At 36.0% G+C, this 18,079-nt stretch carries 16 protein-coding genes and 1 pseudogene; 7 read left to right on the forward strand and 10 right to left on the reverse strand.

What is annotated here, in order from left to right; translation table 11 throughout:
• Nucleotides 1–37: 37 nt before the first annotated feature.
• The 3 genes from IGJ95_RS00225 to IGJ95_RS00235 form a co-directional block, all read right to left on the reverse strand.
• A complete protein-coding gene (locus IGJ95_RS00225; protein ID WP_023518878.1) occupies nucleotides 38–766 on the reverse strand; it encodes a LytR/AlgR family response regulator transcription factor in 729 nt (242 codons plus the stop codon).
• A gap of 14 nt (nucleotides 767–780) precedes the next feature.
• Nucleotides 781–2,061: a GHKL domain-containing protein gene (locus IGJ95_RS00230; protein ID WP_023518879.1), complete on the reverse strand. Its 1,281-nt coding sequence runs from the start codon at nucleotides 2,059–2,061 to the stop codon at nucleotides 781–783.
• Between the two features lie 1,161 nt (nucleotides 2,062–3,222).
• Nucleotides 3,223–4,161: an AraC family transcriptional regulator gene (locus IGJ95_RS00235; RefSeq protein WP_023518881.1), complete on the reverse strand. Its 939-nt coding sequence runs from the start codon at nucleotides 4,159–4,161 to the stop codon at nucleotides 3,223–3,225.
• A gap of 113 nt (nucleotides 4,162–4,274) precedes the next feature.
• Here IGJ95_RS00235 and IGJ95_RS00240 point away from each other — a divergent pair, with 113 nt between their 5' ends.
• Genes IGJ95_RS00240 through yicI form a run of 4 tightly spaced genes read left to right on the forward strand, consistent with a single transcriptional unit; the run spans nucleotide 4,275 to nucleotide 9,578 of the window.
• Nucleotides 4,275–5,555, forward strand: coding sequence for an ABC transporter substrate-binding protein (locus tag IGJ95_RS00240; protein WP_096081296.1), 1,281 nt, complete (start codon nucleotides 4,275–4,277; stop codon nucleotides 5,553–5,555).
• A gap of 47 nt (nucleotides 5,556–5,602) precedes the next feature.
• Nucleotides 5,603–6,469 (forward strand): carbohydrate ABC transporter permease, encoded by an 867-nt coding sequence (locus tag IGJ95_RS00245; protein WP_153829995.1) that lies wholly within the window; start codon nucleotides 5,603–5,605, stop codon nucleotides 6,467–6,469.
• Entirely contained in the window at nucleotides 6,466–7,305 is an 840-nt protein-coding gene (locus IGJ95_RS00250; protein WP_019722785.1) for a carbohydrate ABC transporter permease, read from the forward strand. The genes IGJ95_RS00245 and IGJ95_RS00250 overlap by 4 nt, the downstream gene beginning before the upstream one ends.
• Before the next feature lie 11 nt (nucleotides 7,306–7,316).
• Nucleotides 7,317–9,578: an alpha-xylosidase gene (yicI, locus tag IGJ95_RS00255; RefSeq protein WP_153829993.1), complete on the forward strand. Its 2,262-nt coding sequence runs from the start codon at nucleotides 7,317–7,319 to the stop codon at nucleotides 9,576–9,578.
• Nucleotides 9,579–9,726: 148 nt separating this feature from the next.
• Here the strand turns inward: yicI and IGJ95_RS00260 are convergent.
• A pseudogene (locus IGJ95_RS00260) lies at nucleotides 9,727–9,795 on the reverse strand (YjbQ family protein); the annotation flags it as partial.
• A gap of 244 nt (nucleotides 9,796–10,039) precedes the next feature.
• Here IGJ95_RS00260 and IGJ95_RS00265 point away from each other — a divergent pair.
• Nucleotides 10,040–10,525 (forward strand): tyrosine-type recombinase/integrase, encoded by a 486-nt coding sequence (locus tag IGJ95_RS00265; RefSeq protein ID WP_438761215.1) that lies wholly within the window; start codon nucleotides 10,040–10,042, stop codon nucleotides 10,523–10,525.
• Between the two features lie 51 nt (nucleotides 10,526–10,576).
• Nucleotides 10,577–10,768, forward strand: coding sequence for a hypothetical protein (locus tag IGJ95_RS00270; RefSeq protein WP_153829991.1), 192 nt, complete (start codon nucleotides 10,577–10,579; stop codon nucleotides 10,766–10,768).
• A 102-nt stretch (nucleotides 10,769–10,870) separates the two neighbouring features.
• Here IGJ95_RS00270 and IGJ95_RS00275 read toward each other — a convergent pair whose 3' ends face one another.
• Genes IGJ95_RS00275 through IGJ95_RS00285 form a run of 3 tightly spaced genes read right to left on the reverse strand, consistent with a single transcriptional unit; the run spans nucleotide 10,871 to nucleotide 12,333 of the window.
• The gene (locus IGJ95_RS00275; protein ID WP_023518887.1) at nucleotides 10,871–11,035 is read right to left on the reverse strand and encodes a hypothetical protein; all 165 of its coding nucleotides are present in this window, start codon (nucleotides 11,033–11,035) and stop codon (nucleotides 10,871–10,873) included.
• Nucleotides 11,028–11,483, reverse strand: a complete 456-nt coding sequence (locus IGJ95_RS00280; RefSeq protein WP_153829990.1) for a thioredoxin family protein — start codon at nucleotides 11,481–11,483, stop codon at nucleotides 11,028–11,030. The genes IGJ95_RS00275 and IGJ95_RS00280 overlap by 8 nt, the downstream gene beginning before the upstream one ends.
• 4 nt (nucleotides 11,484–11,487) lie before the next feature.
• Nucleotides 11,488–12,333 (reverse strand): hypothetical protein, encoded by an 846-nt coding sequence (locus tag IGJ95_RS00285; protein WP_244063149.1) that lies wholly within the window; start codon nucleotides 12,331–12,333, stop codon nucleotides 11,488–11,490.
• Nucleotides 12,334–12,650: 317 nt separating this feature from the next.
• Here IGJ95_RS00285 and IGJ95_RS00290 point away from each other — a divergent pair, with 317 nt between their 5' ends.
• Nucleotides 12,651–13,532 (forward strand): helix-turn-helix domain-containing protein, encoded by an 882-nt coding sequence (locus tag IGJ95_RS00290; protein ID WP_438761218.1) that lies wholly within the window; start codon nucleotides 12,651–12,653, stop codon nucleotides 13,530–13,532.
• A gap of 326 nt (nucleotides 13,533–13,858) precedes the next feature.
• Here IGJ95_RS00290 and guaA read toward each other — a convergent pair whose 3' ends face one another.
• The 3 genes from guaA to IGJ95_RS00305 all read right to left on the reverse strand — a co-directional run bounded on the left by guaA (nucleotide 13,859) and on the right by IGJ95_RS00305 (nucleotide 17,702).
• The gene (gene guaA / locus IGJ95_RS00295; RefSeq protein ID WP_438761220.1) at nucleotides 13,859–15,424 is read right to left on the reverse strand and encodes a glutamine-hydrolyzing GMP synthase; all 1,566 of its coding nucleotides are present in this window, start codon (nucleotides 15,422–15,424) and stop codon (nucleotides 13,859–13,861) included.
• Between the two features lie 58 nt (nucleotides 15,425–15,482).
• Complete coding sequence (gene coaA, locus IGJ95_RS00300; protein ID WP_019723173.1) at nucleotides 15,483–16,406, reverse strand: type I pantothenate kinase; 924 nt, start codon at nucleotides 16,404–16,406, stop codon at nucleotides 15,483–15,485.
• 369 nt (nucleotides 16,407–16,775) lie between these two features.
• Nucleotides 16,776–17,702: a LysR family transcriptional regulator gene (locus tag IGJ95_RS00305; RefSeq protein WP_438761222.1), complete on the reverse strand. Its 927-nt coding sequence runs from the start codon at nucleotides 17,700–17,702 to the stop codon at nucleotides 16,776–16,778.
• Between the last annotated feature and the right edge of the window lie 377 nt (nucleotides 17,703–18,079).

Below are 18,079 nucleotides of genomic sequence, written 5' to 3' on the forward strand. Positions count from 1 at the left end.
GTGGTATTTTATATAAATAGTCAATTGAATTTAATTTTCAAGTAATTAGTTTTTTCAGACCACGTATGGATACTGGAATAATGTCCCCGTTTTCTAAAGTAACTTCCCGTATTTTTTTATTAATCATTTGAATATTCTGGGTATTTACTACAAATGATTTATGGCAACGAATAAAGTGATGGTTTCTATCTTCAATCTCTTTTATGTTGCCATAGAACTGGAATTGACTATAAGGGAGATGTACCTCTAATTTATGAGGTACACCAGGAGAAGTAGAAAAGTATTGGATATCTTTAACAGGTAAAAATTTGATTTCATCGTTGAATTCGATTTTAAACATCTCTTTTTCTAAAGGAGCTATTTGAAGATCTTTAAATAGCTTACTTAAAATACGTTCGATATTATCTTTCAAATGTAAAATATCTTCCTTGATAATATAATCAGTGGGTTCAATATTATTTTTCAAAATAATCAACGAAAGATCAGTATAAGAAGTGACATAAATTATTTTACCAGATGGATCAAGATCACGAATTTTTTTACCGAGTTCAATCCCATTCAATTCACTGTCCTTCAATTCGATATCTAAAAAATAAATACCAAAAGGAGATGTATTTATTTGAACACTTGTGAGTAAATCTTGGGGATTTGAAGTAACGAAATGGATATAGTAGCCTAAATTTTCAATCATGATTCGATTCTTTATGACAGTAGTTATCATCTCCAGTTGTTTCGGATCATCTTCACATATATATATTGGAATCATTAAAAAAGCTCCTTTTAATGTGTTTGTATATAAATTGTTTGAGAAAAACGCTGATTTTCAATTGAAGTTTCAATCAATAGATAAGGGTTCGTTTTTGCCAAATTATCCAGGATATGCAGACCCAGTCCTTCATTTTTAGGATTGCTCTTCGTAGAAAAACCCTTTTGTTTTAATTGGTTAAGTGGTAGTGTATTGATAGTTGTATTAACTACTCGAATAACTAACGAATTTTTCTTCTTTAAAATTAACAATTCGATTTTTTTCTTTTTTGTCACAGCAGCTCCTTCTGTTGCGTTATCTAAGACAATACCAAGTATACGAACTAAATTAACCGTATGCTTGGAATCAATTTTTACTTCTTCAGGTATGGTTATCTGTAGAGAGATACTTTTCTCTATTGCCATCATCAATTTTAATGACAATAAACTTCTTATTTCCGGTACATTTATTTTATCTAATAAACTAAGATTTACTGGGGTAAGATTCATTATCTCACGTGTAGGAAGTATATTTTGATCGTAATATTTTTGTAGTCCTTCCAGATCCTCTTCAATAATATAACTATTCATCGAAAATAATAGATTCTGATAGTCATGCTTGAATTCCCTAAGTTCTTGATAATTTTTCTCAATATCTCTTATATAATCTTGTTGTAGCTGGATTCGTTGTTCTAATAATTGTTCTTCCATTTTTGCATTTGAAATTTTCCAATAATAAATAAAAATAATTAAACCAATACATAGATATAGAATAAAAAAAGTAGTATTTAATGCAAGAACTTCCGGATTTCCTCCCGAAAAACGAGTATATAAGATAATAATATAATAAGTTGAAAGAATAAATACACCGATTGTACCGATTATTTGGTAATCAATTACATAAGACCAATTATCAAGAGATTTTCTAAAACTATAAGCAAGGATAAAAGACAAAAGAGCTGAAAGCGCAATATGAAAGTATTGCGAGCTGTCTCCGGGTTCGATCACTGGAGAACCAAATACTATAAAATCTCCTATACTTGCTAGATGATCTCCTAGTAGGGAAGATAATAATCCCAAAGTTAAAGCATATACTAAGGGTCGATGTGATGAAGATAAACAATGGAATATCATAGCTAACATAAAAATTGCTATTAGTGTAGAAAAAATCCCAAATAGTGGGTACAAGACACTTAATAAGATAGCATTTAAACAAGTAACAATTAGAAAAAGAGATTTATGTACTATTTGATAATCGATGAGTAATATACAAATTGTATATATGAAATATTGTAAGGCTATAGGCCATAAAAACATAGAATACATCTCCTAATGTGTTTTCTAAAATTATAACATAAAGCTTATAATATAATTTTTTAGTAATTAATTTAACCTTTTTAATTGTATAGAAAATTACGTTTTCTATACAGTTGGATATTTTACAAGTTATATTAAGTTTAATAAGAGTTTTTCTTTTAGTCAGGGTATGTTTTATTGTGATGGTTTATCAATATATATAGAAATGTACTAAAATGAGATTTTCAGTTAGGGTATGATATTTATGCTGTCTGCTATCCTGGCCTATTCTGGCAAGGGGAGGAGGTTGTATTATGAATTACCTTTTCGATATGTTTTTTGCAATCGTAGCAGAAGTAACCGCGCATTACATCTGTAAATGGCTTGATTGCAAAATTATTGCCAAAAAAGACAGTAAGCCTACCTTTAATCTGAATAGAACGTAAAAGAAAACCACTAGCCCGCCAGCTAGTGGTTTTTGGTGTATCATGAATTACCTTTTCGTTAAAACAACTATACCATATCTACTAAAAAATACAATTAGTAGATAATGGACGAATTATCATTACCACTTTGATGAAAAAATGAATAATCATTTACCAACAAGATATTGAAAGGCAGGATCGTACTCTGTTGATGCTTGAGATATTAATACATCCATCTCATCAGTTAAGCTTTGTTTTTTTGAATTGCTGCTTGAAGTTTTTCCTTATCTAAAAATCTAAAAAATTATATCTTCAGGATGTAACCCGTTTTCTTTGAGAAACGCCTTTGAAATTGTTCATACTACTTAATTATCCAAATTTTCTTTCTTCAATTGCCATATTCTTCACCCTCCCCTTTTCTCTTTGTATATACCGTATATACGCTTGTTGATATTAAATCAACTGTATTGTCTCTTATGTCTAATTATATAGAAAGATAAATTTTCCTTTACATTATTGTTTTCAGCTCAGTTCGCAAAGTAAGTGAAATACAAAGTCGCTTATTCCGTGAGTGGAATATAGCTGATACGATAAGAAAATATTTCAAATTAGCGAAACAAGATGAATTAGTTTCTATTGACAGTGAAAGTAAGAAGAGTTGACAAATAAATCAAAGATATCGTCTATACAAGATGTTGCTGTTTTAGAATAGATCTTTTCTCGTAACCATTGTTCAACTAACGAATCAAGCGCAAAATCAATGATTTTTTGCGTTTTTTTTTCGATAATTTGACGGAGTCATTTGGGTTTCACGTTTAAAAAGGCTACTGAAATAATTCGCGTCTTCAAAACCAGCTTCCAAGGCAATATCGATGATTTTCAACTCAGTATGCAGTAACAGGTATTCGGCTTTTTTGATGCGCATTTGATTTAGATACGTAAAAAAAGTCATACGGAAATGTTTTTTAAAGAAACGACAGAAATGCTCTTTGCTATAGCCAATATGACGACTGATTGCTTCAAGAGTGATGGTGTTTTGGTAATTTTCTTCAAGGTATAGAATGATTTTTTTACAGCGATAGGTGTTGAGTTTGTTTTTACTAGCAACTAATTTTGTAGGATTTACCTGAGTACTGCAGCGCGAAAAATGTTTGAGCAGTAAGAATAATTGTGCTTTGATCGTCAGTTCAAAGCGAGATTCTTTCAAGGCAAATGTATCAATGATCGTGATAACAAGTTGTTGGATCTCCAAAATATCTGAGCAATCATTTGTAAAATGGATCGCTACTTGTTCTGGTGAATGGAGCAATGGATCAAGATAAGTTTGCTGAATATGATCAGAAACGCGACTTTCAATGAATGAAGCATCAAATACGATGGCAAAAAATGCACAGGCATTCATTTGATGATTGAGTGCTTCATGTAATTGATTCGCAGGAATAAACATAACCTCTCCTTCGTGAACAACGTAAGTTACTCCTTCTATTTTGACTTCCATGAGTCCTTGATAGACATAAAGAATCTCTAGTTCTCGATGCCAATGGGGGTGGATCATATTTTCCTGATGGGTTGGGTGATTCGTATAGTGAACGGCAATTGGAAACAAACTATCCCCATGTTCGGTCATTTCCTTTAGCGTGGTATCAATATCTTGTTGACTAGGATTGGGGGTAAAAATATCGTTTGGTCTAAACATCACATTTCCTCCATTTTGATCAATATTACAAGGTATTTTGATTAAGATAGCGATTACATGCCGTTGTAAATATCAATATAATCAATTTGTTAATAAGAGGAGGAGGAATAATCATGAAGAAACAACGAGGATTTTTAATACTTGCTTTTATCATGGTGTTTGGAATTACTGGCTGCGGGACGGCACAAAGCGGGTCTTCAGATGATGGTAGTGTAACATTAGAGATTTTCAATATCAAGACAGAAACAGCCGAGCAAATGGATGCCTTAGTGGAGGATTTCGAGAAAGACCATCCGCAAATCAAGATCAACTTGACGACGGTTGGCGGAGGAACTGATGCGACGGCAGCGTTACAATCAAAGTTTTCCTCAGGAGATGAACCGGATATCTTTATGTTGGGTGGCTTAGCAGATACGCAGATTTGGCAACATAAACTCTATGATCTTGGGGAAACGACATTAGCAAAACAAGCAATTGAGGGGACATTAGAGGGGGCTACACTCGACGAGACGGTCTATGGGGTACCAATGAATATCGAAGGATATGGCTGGTTGATCAACCAGGATATTTTTAAACAAGCTGGCATCGATAGTGGATCGATCAACTCATTTGAGGCATTTGAAGAAGCCGTTCAATTATTGGATAGTAAAAAAGACGAACTTGGGCTACAAGGCGTATTTGGTTTTAGTGGGGCAGAAACGTGGGTATCCAGTCAATATAGTTCGAATTTTCTTGCTCCGGAGTTTGAGAACAGCTTAGAAAAGACTTATCAAGCGTCTGAATTAAGCGTAGATTATGCCGAGCAAATGAAAAACTACACCGACTTGGTCATTAAGTACAATGCACAACCAATGGAGGCAATGGATTATAGTACATCTGTTGAAGAATTATTTGCCAGTGAAAAGGTGGCTATCATCCATCAAGGAAATTGGATCGTACCAACATTAGATAGCTTAGATGAGACGTTCACGAAAGAAAAACTAGGGATTCTTCCTATGCAAATCGAAGCATCGGGAGAAAGCAACATCGTGGCGGGGCCAGCTTGGTATTGGGGGGTCAATAAGGATAAAGATCAAGCAGTCATTGATGCGTCGATCGAATTTTTAACGTGGATGTATACGGATGAGCAGGCGATGACAGCAATCGTTGATGAGTTTCAATTTATTCCGGCGTATACCAACTTTTCGAGCGAAGCGATCAATGATCCGTTATCCAAGGAAATCTATACGTATTTAAGCGAAGGTAAAACCGTTCCATGGGTCCATAATTCCTATCCAGATGGATTTGGACAAAATATATTTGGTGTCCAGATCCAAGCGTATGCAGCCGATCGAATCTCTTGGGAGGAATTTATTGATACCTTGCAGACCAGTTGGACACAAGAAAGGAAGTAAGCGGTGATCGGTTGATTTTTATCTAGCGAGATACAAGGAGGGTTCTCATGTTAACAAATCGCACAAAAACTTTTTGGTTATTACTTGCACCAGCGTTATTGGCGTTAGCGATCGTTTTGTTCATTCCATTAATGACAGGGGGGTATTACTCACTCACAAACTGGAATGGCAATACAGTAGGTGAATTCGTTGGATTTGAAAACTATCTTCGGGCATTTAATGATCAAGGATTTATCGACAGTTTACTGTTTACCGCAAAATTCTCATTTTTCAGTGTGATTTTGATCAACATCGTGGCTTTAGGTCTAGCGATGTTCGTGACACAAAAATTAGGTAGATGGACGACTTTTTTCCGAACGATCTTTTTCATGCCAAATCTGATTGGAGGGATCATCCTAGGATTTATTTGGCAGTTTATTTTCAATAAAGCATTTGAAAGTCTAGCAACTATGACGGGTATCAATTTTTTCGCCGGTTGGCTGAACACGCCAGAAACGGGGTTTTGGGGGCTCATTATTTTATTTGTTTGGCAAATGAGTGGCTATATGATGCTGATCTATATCTCATTTCTCAACAATATTCCAGAAGAGATTCTGGAAGCGGCAGATATGGATGGGGCAAATCCTTTGCAAGTCTTTTTCCGTATCAAATTACCCATGTTGATGCCAGCTTTCACCGTCACTTTGTTCTTGACGTTGTCCAACGCATTTAAAATCTATGATCAAAACTTAGCCCTGACACAAGGTGGTCCGTTCAATTCCACCCAAATGGTGGCGATGAATATCTACAATGAAGCATTTGGAATGCGAAAAATGGGGTATGCACAGGCGAAAGCGATGATTTTTCTGGTCATTATCGTGATTATCTCAGTGGTTCAAATCTCACTGACACGGAAAAAGGAGGTCAGCGCATGAAGCAATCAAAAGTGAAACATCCACGACAGGTTAAGAAGTCTCTACTGATTTTTAGCGGATTGTTACTTGCTAGTCTGTGGTTTTATCCATTTTTCTTAGTGGTGATCAATTCATTCAAAACTAAAGCAGAGATATTCCAAAACACACTCACTTTACCAACTGGGCTAACACTTGATAACTATATCGAGTCGTTCGAGCGATTGGATTTTTTCAAAAGTGCAGCTAATTCGTTACTGATAACGATCGGATCACTAGTGTTGATCGTGTTCGTTTCTTCAATGGCGGCCTATGCGTTATCGAGAAACACGAGTCGCTTAAGTTCATTTCTTTATTTTATTGTCGCAATTGGCTTATTGATTCCTTTTCAGGGAATCATGATTCCCTTGATTTCACTTTTTGGGCAAGTCAGTATGCTGAATCAACCAGGCTTGATGGTGATGTATCTAGGATTAGCAACAAGTATGTCGACCTTTTTATATTACGGTGCTTTACGAGGGATTCCGAAATCATTAGATGAAGCGGCATTGATCGATGGGGCAAATACCTTCCAAATCTATTGGCAAGTCATTTTTCCTTTGCTGAAGCCTACGACAGTGACAGTGATCGTGTTGAACGCCTTATGGTTTTGGAATGATTATCTGTTACCTTCATTAAGCATCAACAAAGCAGGGATGTATACAATTCCTTTACAGATGTTTTATTTCTTCGGCGAATTCAATAAGCAGTGGCACTTAGCACTGGCTGCGCTAGTGATCGTCGTCTTACCGATTATTATTTTATTTGTTGTCTTGCAAAAACATGTCGTAAAAGGCATTTCAGATGGCGCAGTGAAGTAGGAGGAAAATAAATGAAGTTTACAAACGGCTATTGGTTGGCAAAAGAAGGATTTCATCTTGAACACCCGAATCATGTCTATAAAGCTCAAGTGAAGGAGGATAACTTAACTCTTTTCTTGCCTTATAAACCGATCCAGACAAGAGGAGATACCTTGAACCTAGGGATGACGACCTTGTCTTTTGAATCACCAAGAGAAGATATTATCAAAGTACAACTGGTGCATCATGACAAAGCACAAATCGGCCCTCATTTTCAACTAAACAGACAGTCATCTTCTGTCATGATCGATATAGAAAATGAAGAATTTTATACGTTTCAATCAGGAAAATTAGTCGCACGAGTGCCGAAAAACGCCACATTCCAAATTGATTTTCTCGCGGAAGGGAAGCTTTTGACGTCTTCTATGCCAAAAGCACAAGCCACGATTCAAAGTAGTGACGGTATCCATTATATGCGGGAACAGTTGTCATTAGATCCGTATGAATATGTCTATGGCTTAGGTGAACGATTCACCCCATTCATCAAAAATGGGCAAATCATTGACTGTTGGAATCAAGATGGCGGTACTGGTAGTGAACAAGCGTATAAAAATATCCCATTTTATTTAACGAACCAAGGGTATGGTGTCTTTGTCAATCATCCTGAAAATGTCTCATTTGAAGTTGGTTCGGAGAATGTTTCACGCACACAATTTAGTGTAGTAGGTGAACGATTGGAATACTATGTCATCTATGGACCCGATATGAAAACGGTCTTAAGAAAATACACTGATTTAACGGGTAAACCCGCATTGCCACCTGCATGGTCGTTTGGTTTGTGGTTATCAACTTCCTTTACGACGGACTATCGTGAAGAAACAGTCATGGGATTTATTGAAGAAATGCAGACACGAGAGATTCCGTTTGATGTCTTTCATTTTGATTGTTTTTGGATGAAAGAATTCGAGTGGTGCGGTTTTGAATGGAATCGCGAGCTGTTTCCAGATCCGCAACAACTGATTGAAAAAATCCATCAGAAGGGCTTGAAGGTCTGCGTATGGATCAACCCGTATATCGGACAAAAAGCGGCGGCCTTTCAAGAGTGTAAAGAGAAAGGCTATTTCATCAAAGATAAACATGGCGAAGTTTGGCAATGGGATCTTTGGCAAGCGGGTCAAGGAATCATTGACTTTACAAATCCAGAAGCGCGTCATTGGTACAAAGAAAGGCTGAAGGAACTCATAGAAATCGGTGTCGATTCCTTCAAGACGGATTTTGGTGAACGTATACCTACGGATGTGAATTATCACGATGGGTCTGATCCGCAAAAAATGCACAACTATTATGCGTATCTTTATAACGAAGTCGTCTTTGAATTATTAGCAGAATTACGCCCAGATGAAGCGGTCGTATTTGCTCGTTCTGCTTCGGTTGGTTCACAAAAATTCCCAGTTCATTGGGGTGGGGACAACTTATCGGAATACCCGTCCATGGCAGAATCATTAAGGGGTGGACTCTCATTTGTGTTATCCGGCTTTGGCTTCTGGAGCCATGACATTGGTGGATTTGAAGAGAATGCGACAGCGGATATTTATAAACGTTGGACACAATTCGGATTACTATCTACTCATAGTCGCTACCACGGCAACATTGAGTATCGAGTGCCATGGAACTTTGGGGAAGAAGCTGTATTGGTCAGTCAACGATTTTCTAAATTAAAAAACCGCTTGATGCCTTATATCTATGAGCAAGCGGTAGAAACAGCGCAAACAGGTATCCCGATGATGCGCCCGGTGATGCTGGAATTTCCAGAAGACTATACGACGCATACGATCGATAAACAGTATATGTTCGGTGAACGGTTGTTGATTGCACCGATTTTCAATGAGCAAGGAAAGGTCACTTTTTATTTACCAGAGGGACGTTGGACGAATTATTTAGATAATCATGTATATGAAGGACAACAATGGCACACACAGACCTATGATTACTTCCACTTACCCCTCATGGTCCGTCCTAATTCATTGATTATTGAAGGTTCCGTGGATACGACCGCTGCATATGACTACACGAAAGACTTGACCGTACATGTCTTTGAGCTGACTGACACAGTGACGCAACAAGTGGTAGATCAACGGGGGGTTCCAGTTGGTACGATCACTGTTACCCCTGAAGATGATAGCTATCAGGTCAAGATAGAAGGGTTATCACATGTTCAAGTCGTGCTTAGAAATCGGAAAGTACAAGGATGGACGGAGCATCCACTAGGCTGTTCCATCCTCGTTGAACACTAGAAGAGTCGTTTGATTTGAGACAACCAAAAAGACGAAACGACACTTTCACATCAACCAATGGGAGTAGGTAGAGTGTGCGTGCTGTTTCGTCTGTCTTGTCTAGCTATCAATGGTGGTTCCGAATGAATGGGAAATCGAAAGAGAGAAATTACTCTCCCATCACCATGACGTGACAGGTTCGGTTTCGTACACGGTTTTGGTCAAAGTCGACAAAGTATTAGAAGAGATAAATGTGGTACTGATACGTATAGATTCACCTTTTATGTAAAAAGTAGGTCGTTGAAGTGATTGGGATGCTTAGTGAGAAAATTTAAATATGATTACAGACTGAGAGCCTAGATACCTCTCAGTCTTTTTGGTATTCATTCCAACTTTTATTGACAAAGAGCCTGTTTCGTATTCCATTAGTTACAAAACAAAAAACTGTGAATCCCTTCATTAACAAAGGATTCACAGTTATTTTGATTATTCTATTCCCACTCCACTATGAAAATAGTATTACTTATGAATTTGTTGAGCTTAAAACTAAAGCTAGTAAACGAGTGATTGCTTTAGATGATGTAACAATTAAATATTTACATGAAAGGAAACAACGGCAAGATGAACAAGGTGGAATTACATTCGTATTGTCATATAATAGCGTTCCAACACAAAAACATACGATTCGGCATACTATAAGAAGACATGCTGACATTGCAAAAGTACACAGTATACGAATACATAGTTTAAGACACTCTCATGAATCTCTCCTTATTAGTATGGGTATGAATGCTCTTTTGGTAAAAGATCGTTTGGGTCATGAAGACATTCAAACTACTTTAGGAACTTACGGGCATTTATATCCCAATACGAATTTTACAGTTGCGGAATCTTTAAATAATTATATAAAGACTGAGATGCCAAAAGAAAGTTTAGTAAAAGATGTTAAGAACCAATTTAAGAAATAAAAGGAGTAGCTGTGATAAAAGTGTGATAATGAAAAGACAAAGAGCCGACAAATGTTGATTAAAAAAATGAAGATCGCACAAAAGGCACCACATTATCTGGTCGCCAATGCAGACCATGGTTCAGAAAGCAATTACCGCTATTTGGAGGAAGAACTTCCCCGGCATACAACAGTTAGGCTTGCTCATTATAGCAATCAACATGATGAAATTGAAAAAAAGCAGTGCCTTATCTACCCAAAATGAAAAGAAAAACAAGGAGCACTCGAAAAATCACATGATTTTCGAGTGTTCCTTGTTTGGGGAGAGAGTGTAACTAATGAACGTATGTCACACTCTGGGGCTATATCAATTCTTAAGCTTATTTAATTCGTCACGCATTTCATTTAATTTGTGAAGTACATCGTCAAAGTCTTTTCTATTCTGCAAAATTAAAGTTTGAATTTGGACAATACAAGAAATTAACATCAAGATAACAATTGAAATAACAACGAAAAAAACAATATTATCCACTTTCATGCTCCTTTCCGTTATCTCCGAAATGAAGAAATTCCAATATTGACGCTTTCGTTTGTTTCCCGCTTTTTTTGTAAATAACTTCTCCGTCAGAAATTTTTATAAGAGTGGGCACTGCATCAATAGATAAGTTTTCAGCAATGTCATCTAATTTCTTTGAATCAATTTTCCTAGCTTCATCAGTATTATAATAGAATATTTTTTCAGAAGCATCATTAAGAACATTTCTGAGTACCGGTTCAAATTCGTGACAATCTGGACAAGTGGGGCGTCCGATGTAAACCATAATATCCTCGTGCATATTCAGCTTGTTCTGTAATTCTTCGGATGTAATTAGTGGCAATACATCTGATAAACTAGCAAAACTTCGATAAGAAAATACAGATATTAACGATATTACAATAATAAAAACACTTATAATGAAACTCTTTCTTCTTTTGCTCATATATTTAGAGTTTGAAACAACCGCCGATTGTTGTCAACGATACACCAGCAAATGCACAAAATCCACCGATACAAGCTGCACAAGCAGTGCCTAAAGTGGCAATACATAAAGCGCTACAAGCTGCAAGAATAACTCCTGCTAAATAATAACTAACACCCAAAACAACAACAAGACAAGCGATTATCTGCACAGCTCCTCTTTTTTTGGAATTTTCTAGTACTTCATTTGTAACATTTTGAATGTCATTTTTGATTTGTTCGTTAGAAACGAATGTATCATCTAAAATTTCATGATTTACCAAGTTATTGTTTGAATAAGAATGAATTTCAAATGTATTTTTTTGTGACTTAGTAATCAAAGTTTCTTGAAGTGCTTTCAATTCTCCATTTGAAGAATAAGTTGCAGTAACATTACTAATGAAACTATAGTCTTCACTAGCAACAGGGAGAGTAATTACATAATATTCTTCATTTGTTATTTTATCTATCGTTTGTACAACAACTATTTTTGCTTTGTCTAGGTAGGTGTTATCGATGTGCAGCTGTACTTTATTGTTCGCTAAATCTTTTGAAAAATAGTTGGTTACATTTTCTTTTTCGATTTGGCTTACTTCAAAAGTATTTTGAGAGGTTTCTACCATTTTATCTACTAATGTATTCTGTTCATCAGTAAGTGAGGTTAAGTCAACTCCCATTTTTTTAATCTCTTGCATGATTGATTCTTTGGTTTTAGATAATTCATTAGTATTTTTGATTTCTGATGCTTTAGCAATACTTGTCATTGAAGGTACTATAAAAGAAGCTAACGTAATAACTGTCAGTAATAATGTTAGGAACTTGAATTTTTTCATATAAATATTCTCCTTACAAATTGAATTTACATAACCATTGGAGTTGCTCTTAATTTCCTGAAAATTATCGATATATTAATCCATCAGTCATCAGTTCAAATTCTTCTGTTTTACAAGGTAATTCATTGATTATTGAACATCAATGAACCACTCTCTGAATAGTTGCATTAAAAAATCAAACATATTTTCACCACCTTATTATTTTATTCTTCACATATGGTATTATAGTAGCAAAGAAAAAGGAATTTAAATTATGGTCAAAATTTTCACATCAAAAAAAATAAAATAACAGAGGATGTATGGAGGTTTATGAGCTATTGAGAAAACTTCGTGTAGAAAGAGGTCTTTCTCAAAAATATTTATCCGATAAAATAACAACCAGAGAAACTTATGTGAAATACGAAAATGGCAAAACAAATATTCCGTTTGTTATTTTAATTGGATTACTGGAAAAAATGAATTTAAATTTAGATGAGTTTATTTTTTACCTAGACAAGGATAGTGTAAGAGAAAAGAATTGGAGCTTAAAGAAATTAGTAAAGAATATTAGGAAAGATGAACTAAATTTCCAACGTACATTGCGAGTACTTCGAGAGAAAGCTAGAGATACAAATGATATAGTAGATATTAGGAATTATTTAGTTGTTAAGACAGTGGAGTGGTACCAATTAGTAGATAGCGAAAGAAAATTAAGTAATTCTGATAAAAAATATTTATTGAAGCTAAAAAATTATTTGGAAGCTGTTGATGAATGGGGTAGATTTGAAATAGCAACCTTTAGTACACTTTTATTTGTATTTGAAACAACTTATATAAAAGGTCGGTTAGCAGATATTGAAAGGAAAATAGAAAAAAATAAAGATTTTGAGATTTTTCATTCAATATTACTTGGTATGTATAACAATGCTTTTTTATTAATGCTCGAACGCAAAGAATCAAATTTAGCTAAAAAATATTTAGAGAAGATAAGTGATGTTCGTCATAGTCTTTTATTTTTTGGAGATACAGGAGTTTACTATAATTTTTATAAATTACTTTTCAATCATTTAACAGAAGAATCTGGACGAGTTGCTGACTTGTTACAGTATTTTCAAGGGTTAAAAATGATAGGTTCTCATAGCTTATCCAGACGTTTTAAAAGCGATTTAAGGAAGTTTGAACTTATTTACAATATTACACCAATATTTTTTGTGGATTAATCATTACAAGCGTGGGTGAAACGGGAACAATTCTGGAACATGCACTGCACTATCATTTAGAAAAGTAGTGAAATTTTTTCTCACTAAATTTATTAGTACATTAACTACTCATTAGTCTTAAGTATTAATTGAGGATCACTGGGACTATAAAGACATTCAATTTACTTTAGGTACTTCTGGATAATCATATAAATACTGAATTATCAAAAAGAGTTTTGCCAAAGATGTAAGAAATGAAATAACGATTAACTGTGATAAAAGTGTGATAATGAAAAAACAAACAGCCGACAAACACTGATTTAAAAGAGTTTGTTGGCTGTTTGTTATTATTCCCACTCCACAGTTGCTGGTGGTTTAGAGGTAATATCGTACACGATACGGTTCACGTGTGCGACTTCATTGACGATACGTACAGAGATTTTTTGTAGCACATCCCATGGGATACGTGCAAAGTCAGCTGTCATACCATCGATCGATGTGACCGCACGGATACCGACTGTGTAGTCATACGTACGACCGTCGCCCATGACACCAACAGAACGGATACCAGGTAAAACAGTGAAGTATTGCCAGATGTCACGGTCAAGACCGGCAGCGGCGATTTCTTCGCGTAAGATCATATCTGATTCACGGACGATCTCCAATTTTTCTTCAGTGATTTCACCTAAGACACGGATACCAAGACCTGGTCCAGGGAATGGTTGGCGCCAAACGATTGAGTCAGGCATACCAAGCTGTGTCCCTAGTTCGCGGACTTCGTCTTTGAATAATGTGTTCAATGGTTCGATCAATTCAAATTGCATGTCCTCAGGCAAGCCACCTACGTTGTGGTGTGATTTGATCGTTTGGGCAGTTTCTGTTCCACTTTCGATTACGTCGGTGTAAAGTGTTCCTTGTGCTAAGAAAGACACACCTTCTTCGCCGGCAAGCTTTGTTGCTTCGTCGTCAAATAAGTATACGAATTCGTTACCGATGATTTTACGTTTTTCTTCAGGATCAGAGACACCTGCAAGTTTATTTAAGAAACGTTCTCTTGCATCTACTTTGATGATGTTCAAGCCGAATTTTCCGCCTAAGCTTTCCATGACTTGATCCGCTTCGCCTTTACGCAATAGACCATGGTCAACGAAAATCGATGTTAATTGATCACCGATCGCTTTTTGTAAAAGGACACCAACGACACTTGAATCCACTCCGCCAGATAAACCAAGTAAGACTTTTTTATCGCCAACTTGTTCACGGATTTTTTCGATCTGCATGTCGATGAAATTGTTCATTGTCCAATTGCCTTCACAGTGACAGATGTCAAAAGCAAAATGACGTAATAATTCGATCCCATATTCTGAATGACGGACTTCTGCGTGGAATTGGATACCGTAGAAGTTATGTTCTTTGTCTTGGATCGATGCAATTGGGCAATCGCTACTTGTAGCAACAGTTTCAAAACCTTCTGGTACTTTGGTTACTAGATCCCCATGGCTCATCCAAACGGTTTGTTGTTTCGGTGTTTGGCTGAATAGTGCCGCATCATCGGCTGTTACTTCAAGCAATGCTTTGCCGTATTCACGGTTTTTCGCAGGCTCAACAGAACCGCCAAGTTTGTACGTGATCAATTGCATACCATAACAAATACCCAACACTGGAATGCCTAAATTGAAGATTTCAGAATCAATGCCAAAAGCATTCTCATCATAGACACTGTTTGGTCCTCCAGAAAGGATGATCCCTTTCGGATTCATGGCTTTCACTTCTTCAGCTGTAATACGGTGGCTCAATAATTCAGAAAAAACACCTAAATCACGGATGCGTCGTGTAATCAATTGATTATATTGACTACCGTAATCTAGTACGATAATTTTTTCAACGTTTGTCATATCGGCAACGTTCGTCACATTTATTACCCCTATCCCTTTAAAATTTATCTCAAAATAGTTGAACTATTTTAAAATGCTAATATTTTCGCATGAAAATCGAATCGATAATATGATTTTCAGTTTTATGGAGAATTATATCGGCTCTTCCACGAGTAGGCAAGATATATTCGTTTAAATTCTTCAAATTCACATTTTTCCATACATCTCTTGCCATTTTAAATGCATCTTCACGATTACCAATGGCAAATTGGTAGTAATAGTTTTGTGGATGTTGAAAAGCTGTATCAAGTAACGCACCAAAGCGATCCAAATACCATTTTTCGATCAATTCAGAATCTGCATCAACGTAGACAGAGAAATCAAAAAAGTCACTGACGTAAATCTGTTGATTAGCTGGTAGTTGAAGCGTGTTGATTCCTTCGACGATCAAAATGTCCGGTTGTTGGATCAGTTCATATTCATCGGGAATAATATCATAGACATCGTGAGAGTAGACGGGAACTTTGGTTGTTTCTTGACCGGATTTCACTTGATTAAGAAAATCGATCAACCTTTCCATGTCATAGCTTTCCGGAAATCCTTTCCGGTCCATAATACCACGTTCTTTTAAGACTTTATTCGGATATAAAAAACCATCTGTGGTGATCAGCTGGACATTTCTTCGTTTGAATGTCCGAGACAAAATCATTTGCAATAAGCGCGCGGTGGTGCTTTTACCAACTGCGACACTTCCGGCAATCCCGATAATAAAAGGTGGGACTTGAGTATATTTATGAAGGAATAACCCTTTGCTCAGAGAGAGGGATTCAAACTCTTTCATATGCAGAAAAATCAAGTGCGCAAGTGGTACATAAATGTCGCGAACATCTTGCATGGAAATACGGTCATTCAAACTTTTTATACTATCTAGTTCATCTTGTGTCAATGGAGCTTGACCATTTCGGTAAAATTCGCGCCACTCTTCTCTTGCCACACGGTAATAATTCATTGGATCATTCATACATAGCCTCCTGGATTCTCCCATCAATGGACCTATTTTAACATAAATGCGTGTCAAACCCTACCACTTAGGCGAGAAACTAATTGGTTTTTTCTCATTTCAGAGGATGGAAGAATAGGCGTTCTTTCTTTTTTGATAACTGAAAAGAGGCGAGGAGAATAGAGGATTGTGTAAGAAAAAAGTAACAGTTTAACTCAAAGTTAGCTGAAATGGCAGGAATAGAAGTAACATTTTGGGAAGTAAATAGACACCCACCAAAATTTGAAGAACAAATTCAGTGGATGCCGCCTTACTTTTCGAAGATTAATCTCTCTGGGATCTCTTATCGGTGTTCATTTACGACATTGAAATACTAGTTTTATTTTGATTTCAGTATTTATCGTTTTGGCAGTAATAGGTGCCAGTATCAGCAGAGTCCATCATTTGTGTAGTGTGACATGTTTGATTAAAAATCGCTTGGATTTCTTTTTCAACCTCTGGATAGAAGTAAAAATTTTCTGATTCACTGTTTTTATAAAGATAAAAATGAATGGTTGGAAATGTTGGTAGAGAGACAAAACAAACAGGTTCAATAGCTAAAAGTTCTTGCACAAAGGTATTGGCTAATAGCATTCCTTTTCCTTCTGTAATCATTTTCGCTGCCCCTAAACTATCTGGACAGACGACATATTTTGGTTCATTGATCAGCTGCTTGACTACTTTTTTCGTAATCACTTGATGTTCTACATGGTCGAGTAAAAAGATAAAAGGTAACTCTTCTAGTACTTCCGCGGATAATATCCCATCTGGTTTTACAAAATAGTTACTGATTGCTACTTTAAGTTCCAAAGTGGCTAACCTTGTTTGAATAAATTTGGGGTGATCTAAGGTAGCAGAAGTAATGGCAAAGTCGATTTTTTTCTGGCTTAGTTTATTTAGCAGATCCAATGAAGGAATATAACGGTAGTCGATCGTAAAGTTTTGATGCCGGATTGGATATTTGTTTGCTTCAAAGATAAACGAAGCATCGCTTGTACCGACACGCAAAGAAGGATAGTCTACTGATTCATTTAATGAGATATTCAATTTCTTCGCTTCCGCCAAAATCAATTCTACGGAAGGAAGGATTGATTTTCCATGGGTACTCAATATGATCTTTTTCCCGTGACGTTCAAACAAATCTGTCCCGATTTCTTGTTCTAAACTTTTTAAAGAACTACTTAACGAAGAAATACTAACATGTAGCTCTTTTGAAGCTTGCGAGAGGCTGTTGAAACGGGCAATCATATAGAAATATTCTAATTTTTCGATCGACATACAGCTATGCCTCCTTTATCATTTTATTCTCCTTTTAAATGTCTCATGGGCCTCTTAAAAAAACAATAGTTATCGTGAAGCACACATAGAGATTAAACAATCCTTAATATTCTGTGAAATAAATCACTATGAGATTGGATGTGAGTTGGTCATTAATAAGTTTTTTGCTGGGAGGACAGTCATTGATTTGTTGTAGTGGATGAAGCGAATCTCAACCAAGTAAGGAAATCGAAATAGTTGAAAATAGCAATAGGATACCAAGACAGCCATTTTTACGTCAAGCGATGGTCATCGTTTTCTCGGTGGTGCGATTTTTGCTGACAACCTAAAAAAGCCTCCTTAATACATAAAGGTCGGCGTACTCAAATAAACATTGG

The organism is Enterococcus sp. AZ156, assembly GCF_051714165.1.
GTDB lineage: Bacteria > Bacillota > Bacilli > Lactobacillales > Enterococcaceae > Enterococcus_B > Enterococcus_B pernyi.

Bases quoted from the DNA above. Each gene is read 5' to 3' on its own strand.
- IGJ95_RS00225 (WP_023518878.1), bottom strand. From the start codon at position 766: ATGATTCCAATATATATATGTGAAGATGATCCGAAACAACTGGAGATG.
- IGJ95_RS00230 (WP_023518879.1), bottom strand. From the start codon at position 2,061: ATGTTTTTATGGCCTATAGCCTTACAATATTTCATATATACAATTTGT.
- IGJ95_RS00235 (WP_023518881.1), bottom strand. From the start codon at position 4,161: ATGTTTAGACCAAACGATATTTTTACCCCCAATCCTAGTCAACAAGAT.
- IGJ95_RS00240 (WP_096081296.1), top strand. From the start codon at position 4,275: ATGAAGAAACAACGAGGATTTTTAATACTTGCTTTTATCATGGTGTTT.
- IGJ95_RS00245 (WP_153829995.1), top strand. From the start codon at position 5,603: ATGTTAACAAATCGCACAAAAACTTTTTGGTTATTACTTGCACCAGCG.
- IGJ95_RS00250 (WP_019722785.1), top strand. From the start codon at position 6,466: ATGAAGCAATCAAAAGTGAAACATCCACGACAGGTTAAGAAGTCTCTA.
- yicI (WP_153829993.1), top strand. From the start codon at position 7,317: ATGAAGTTTACAAACGGCTATTGGTTGGCAAAAGAAGGATTTCATCTT.
- IGJ95_RS00270 (WP_153829991.1), top strand. From the start codon at position 10,577: ATGTTGATTAAAAAAATGAAGATCGCACAAAAGGCACCACATTATCTG.
- IGJ95_RS00280 (WP_153829990.1), bottom strand. From the start codon at position 11,483: ATGAGCAAAAGAAGAAAGAGTTTCATTATAAGTGTTTTTATTATTGTA.
- IGJ95_RS00285 (WP_244063149.1), bottom strand. From the start codon at position 12,333: ATGAAAAAATTCAAGTTCCTAACATTATTACTGACAGTTATTACGTTA.
- coaA (WP_019723173.1), bottom strand. From the start codon at position 16,406: ATGAATGATCCAATGAATTATTACCGTGTGGCAAGAGAAGAGTGGCGC.
- IGJ95_RS00305 (WP_438761222.1), bottom strand. From the start codon at position 17,702: ATGTCGATCGAAAAATTAGAATATTTCTATATGATTGCCCGTTTCAAC.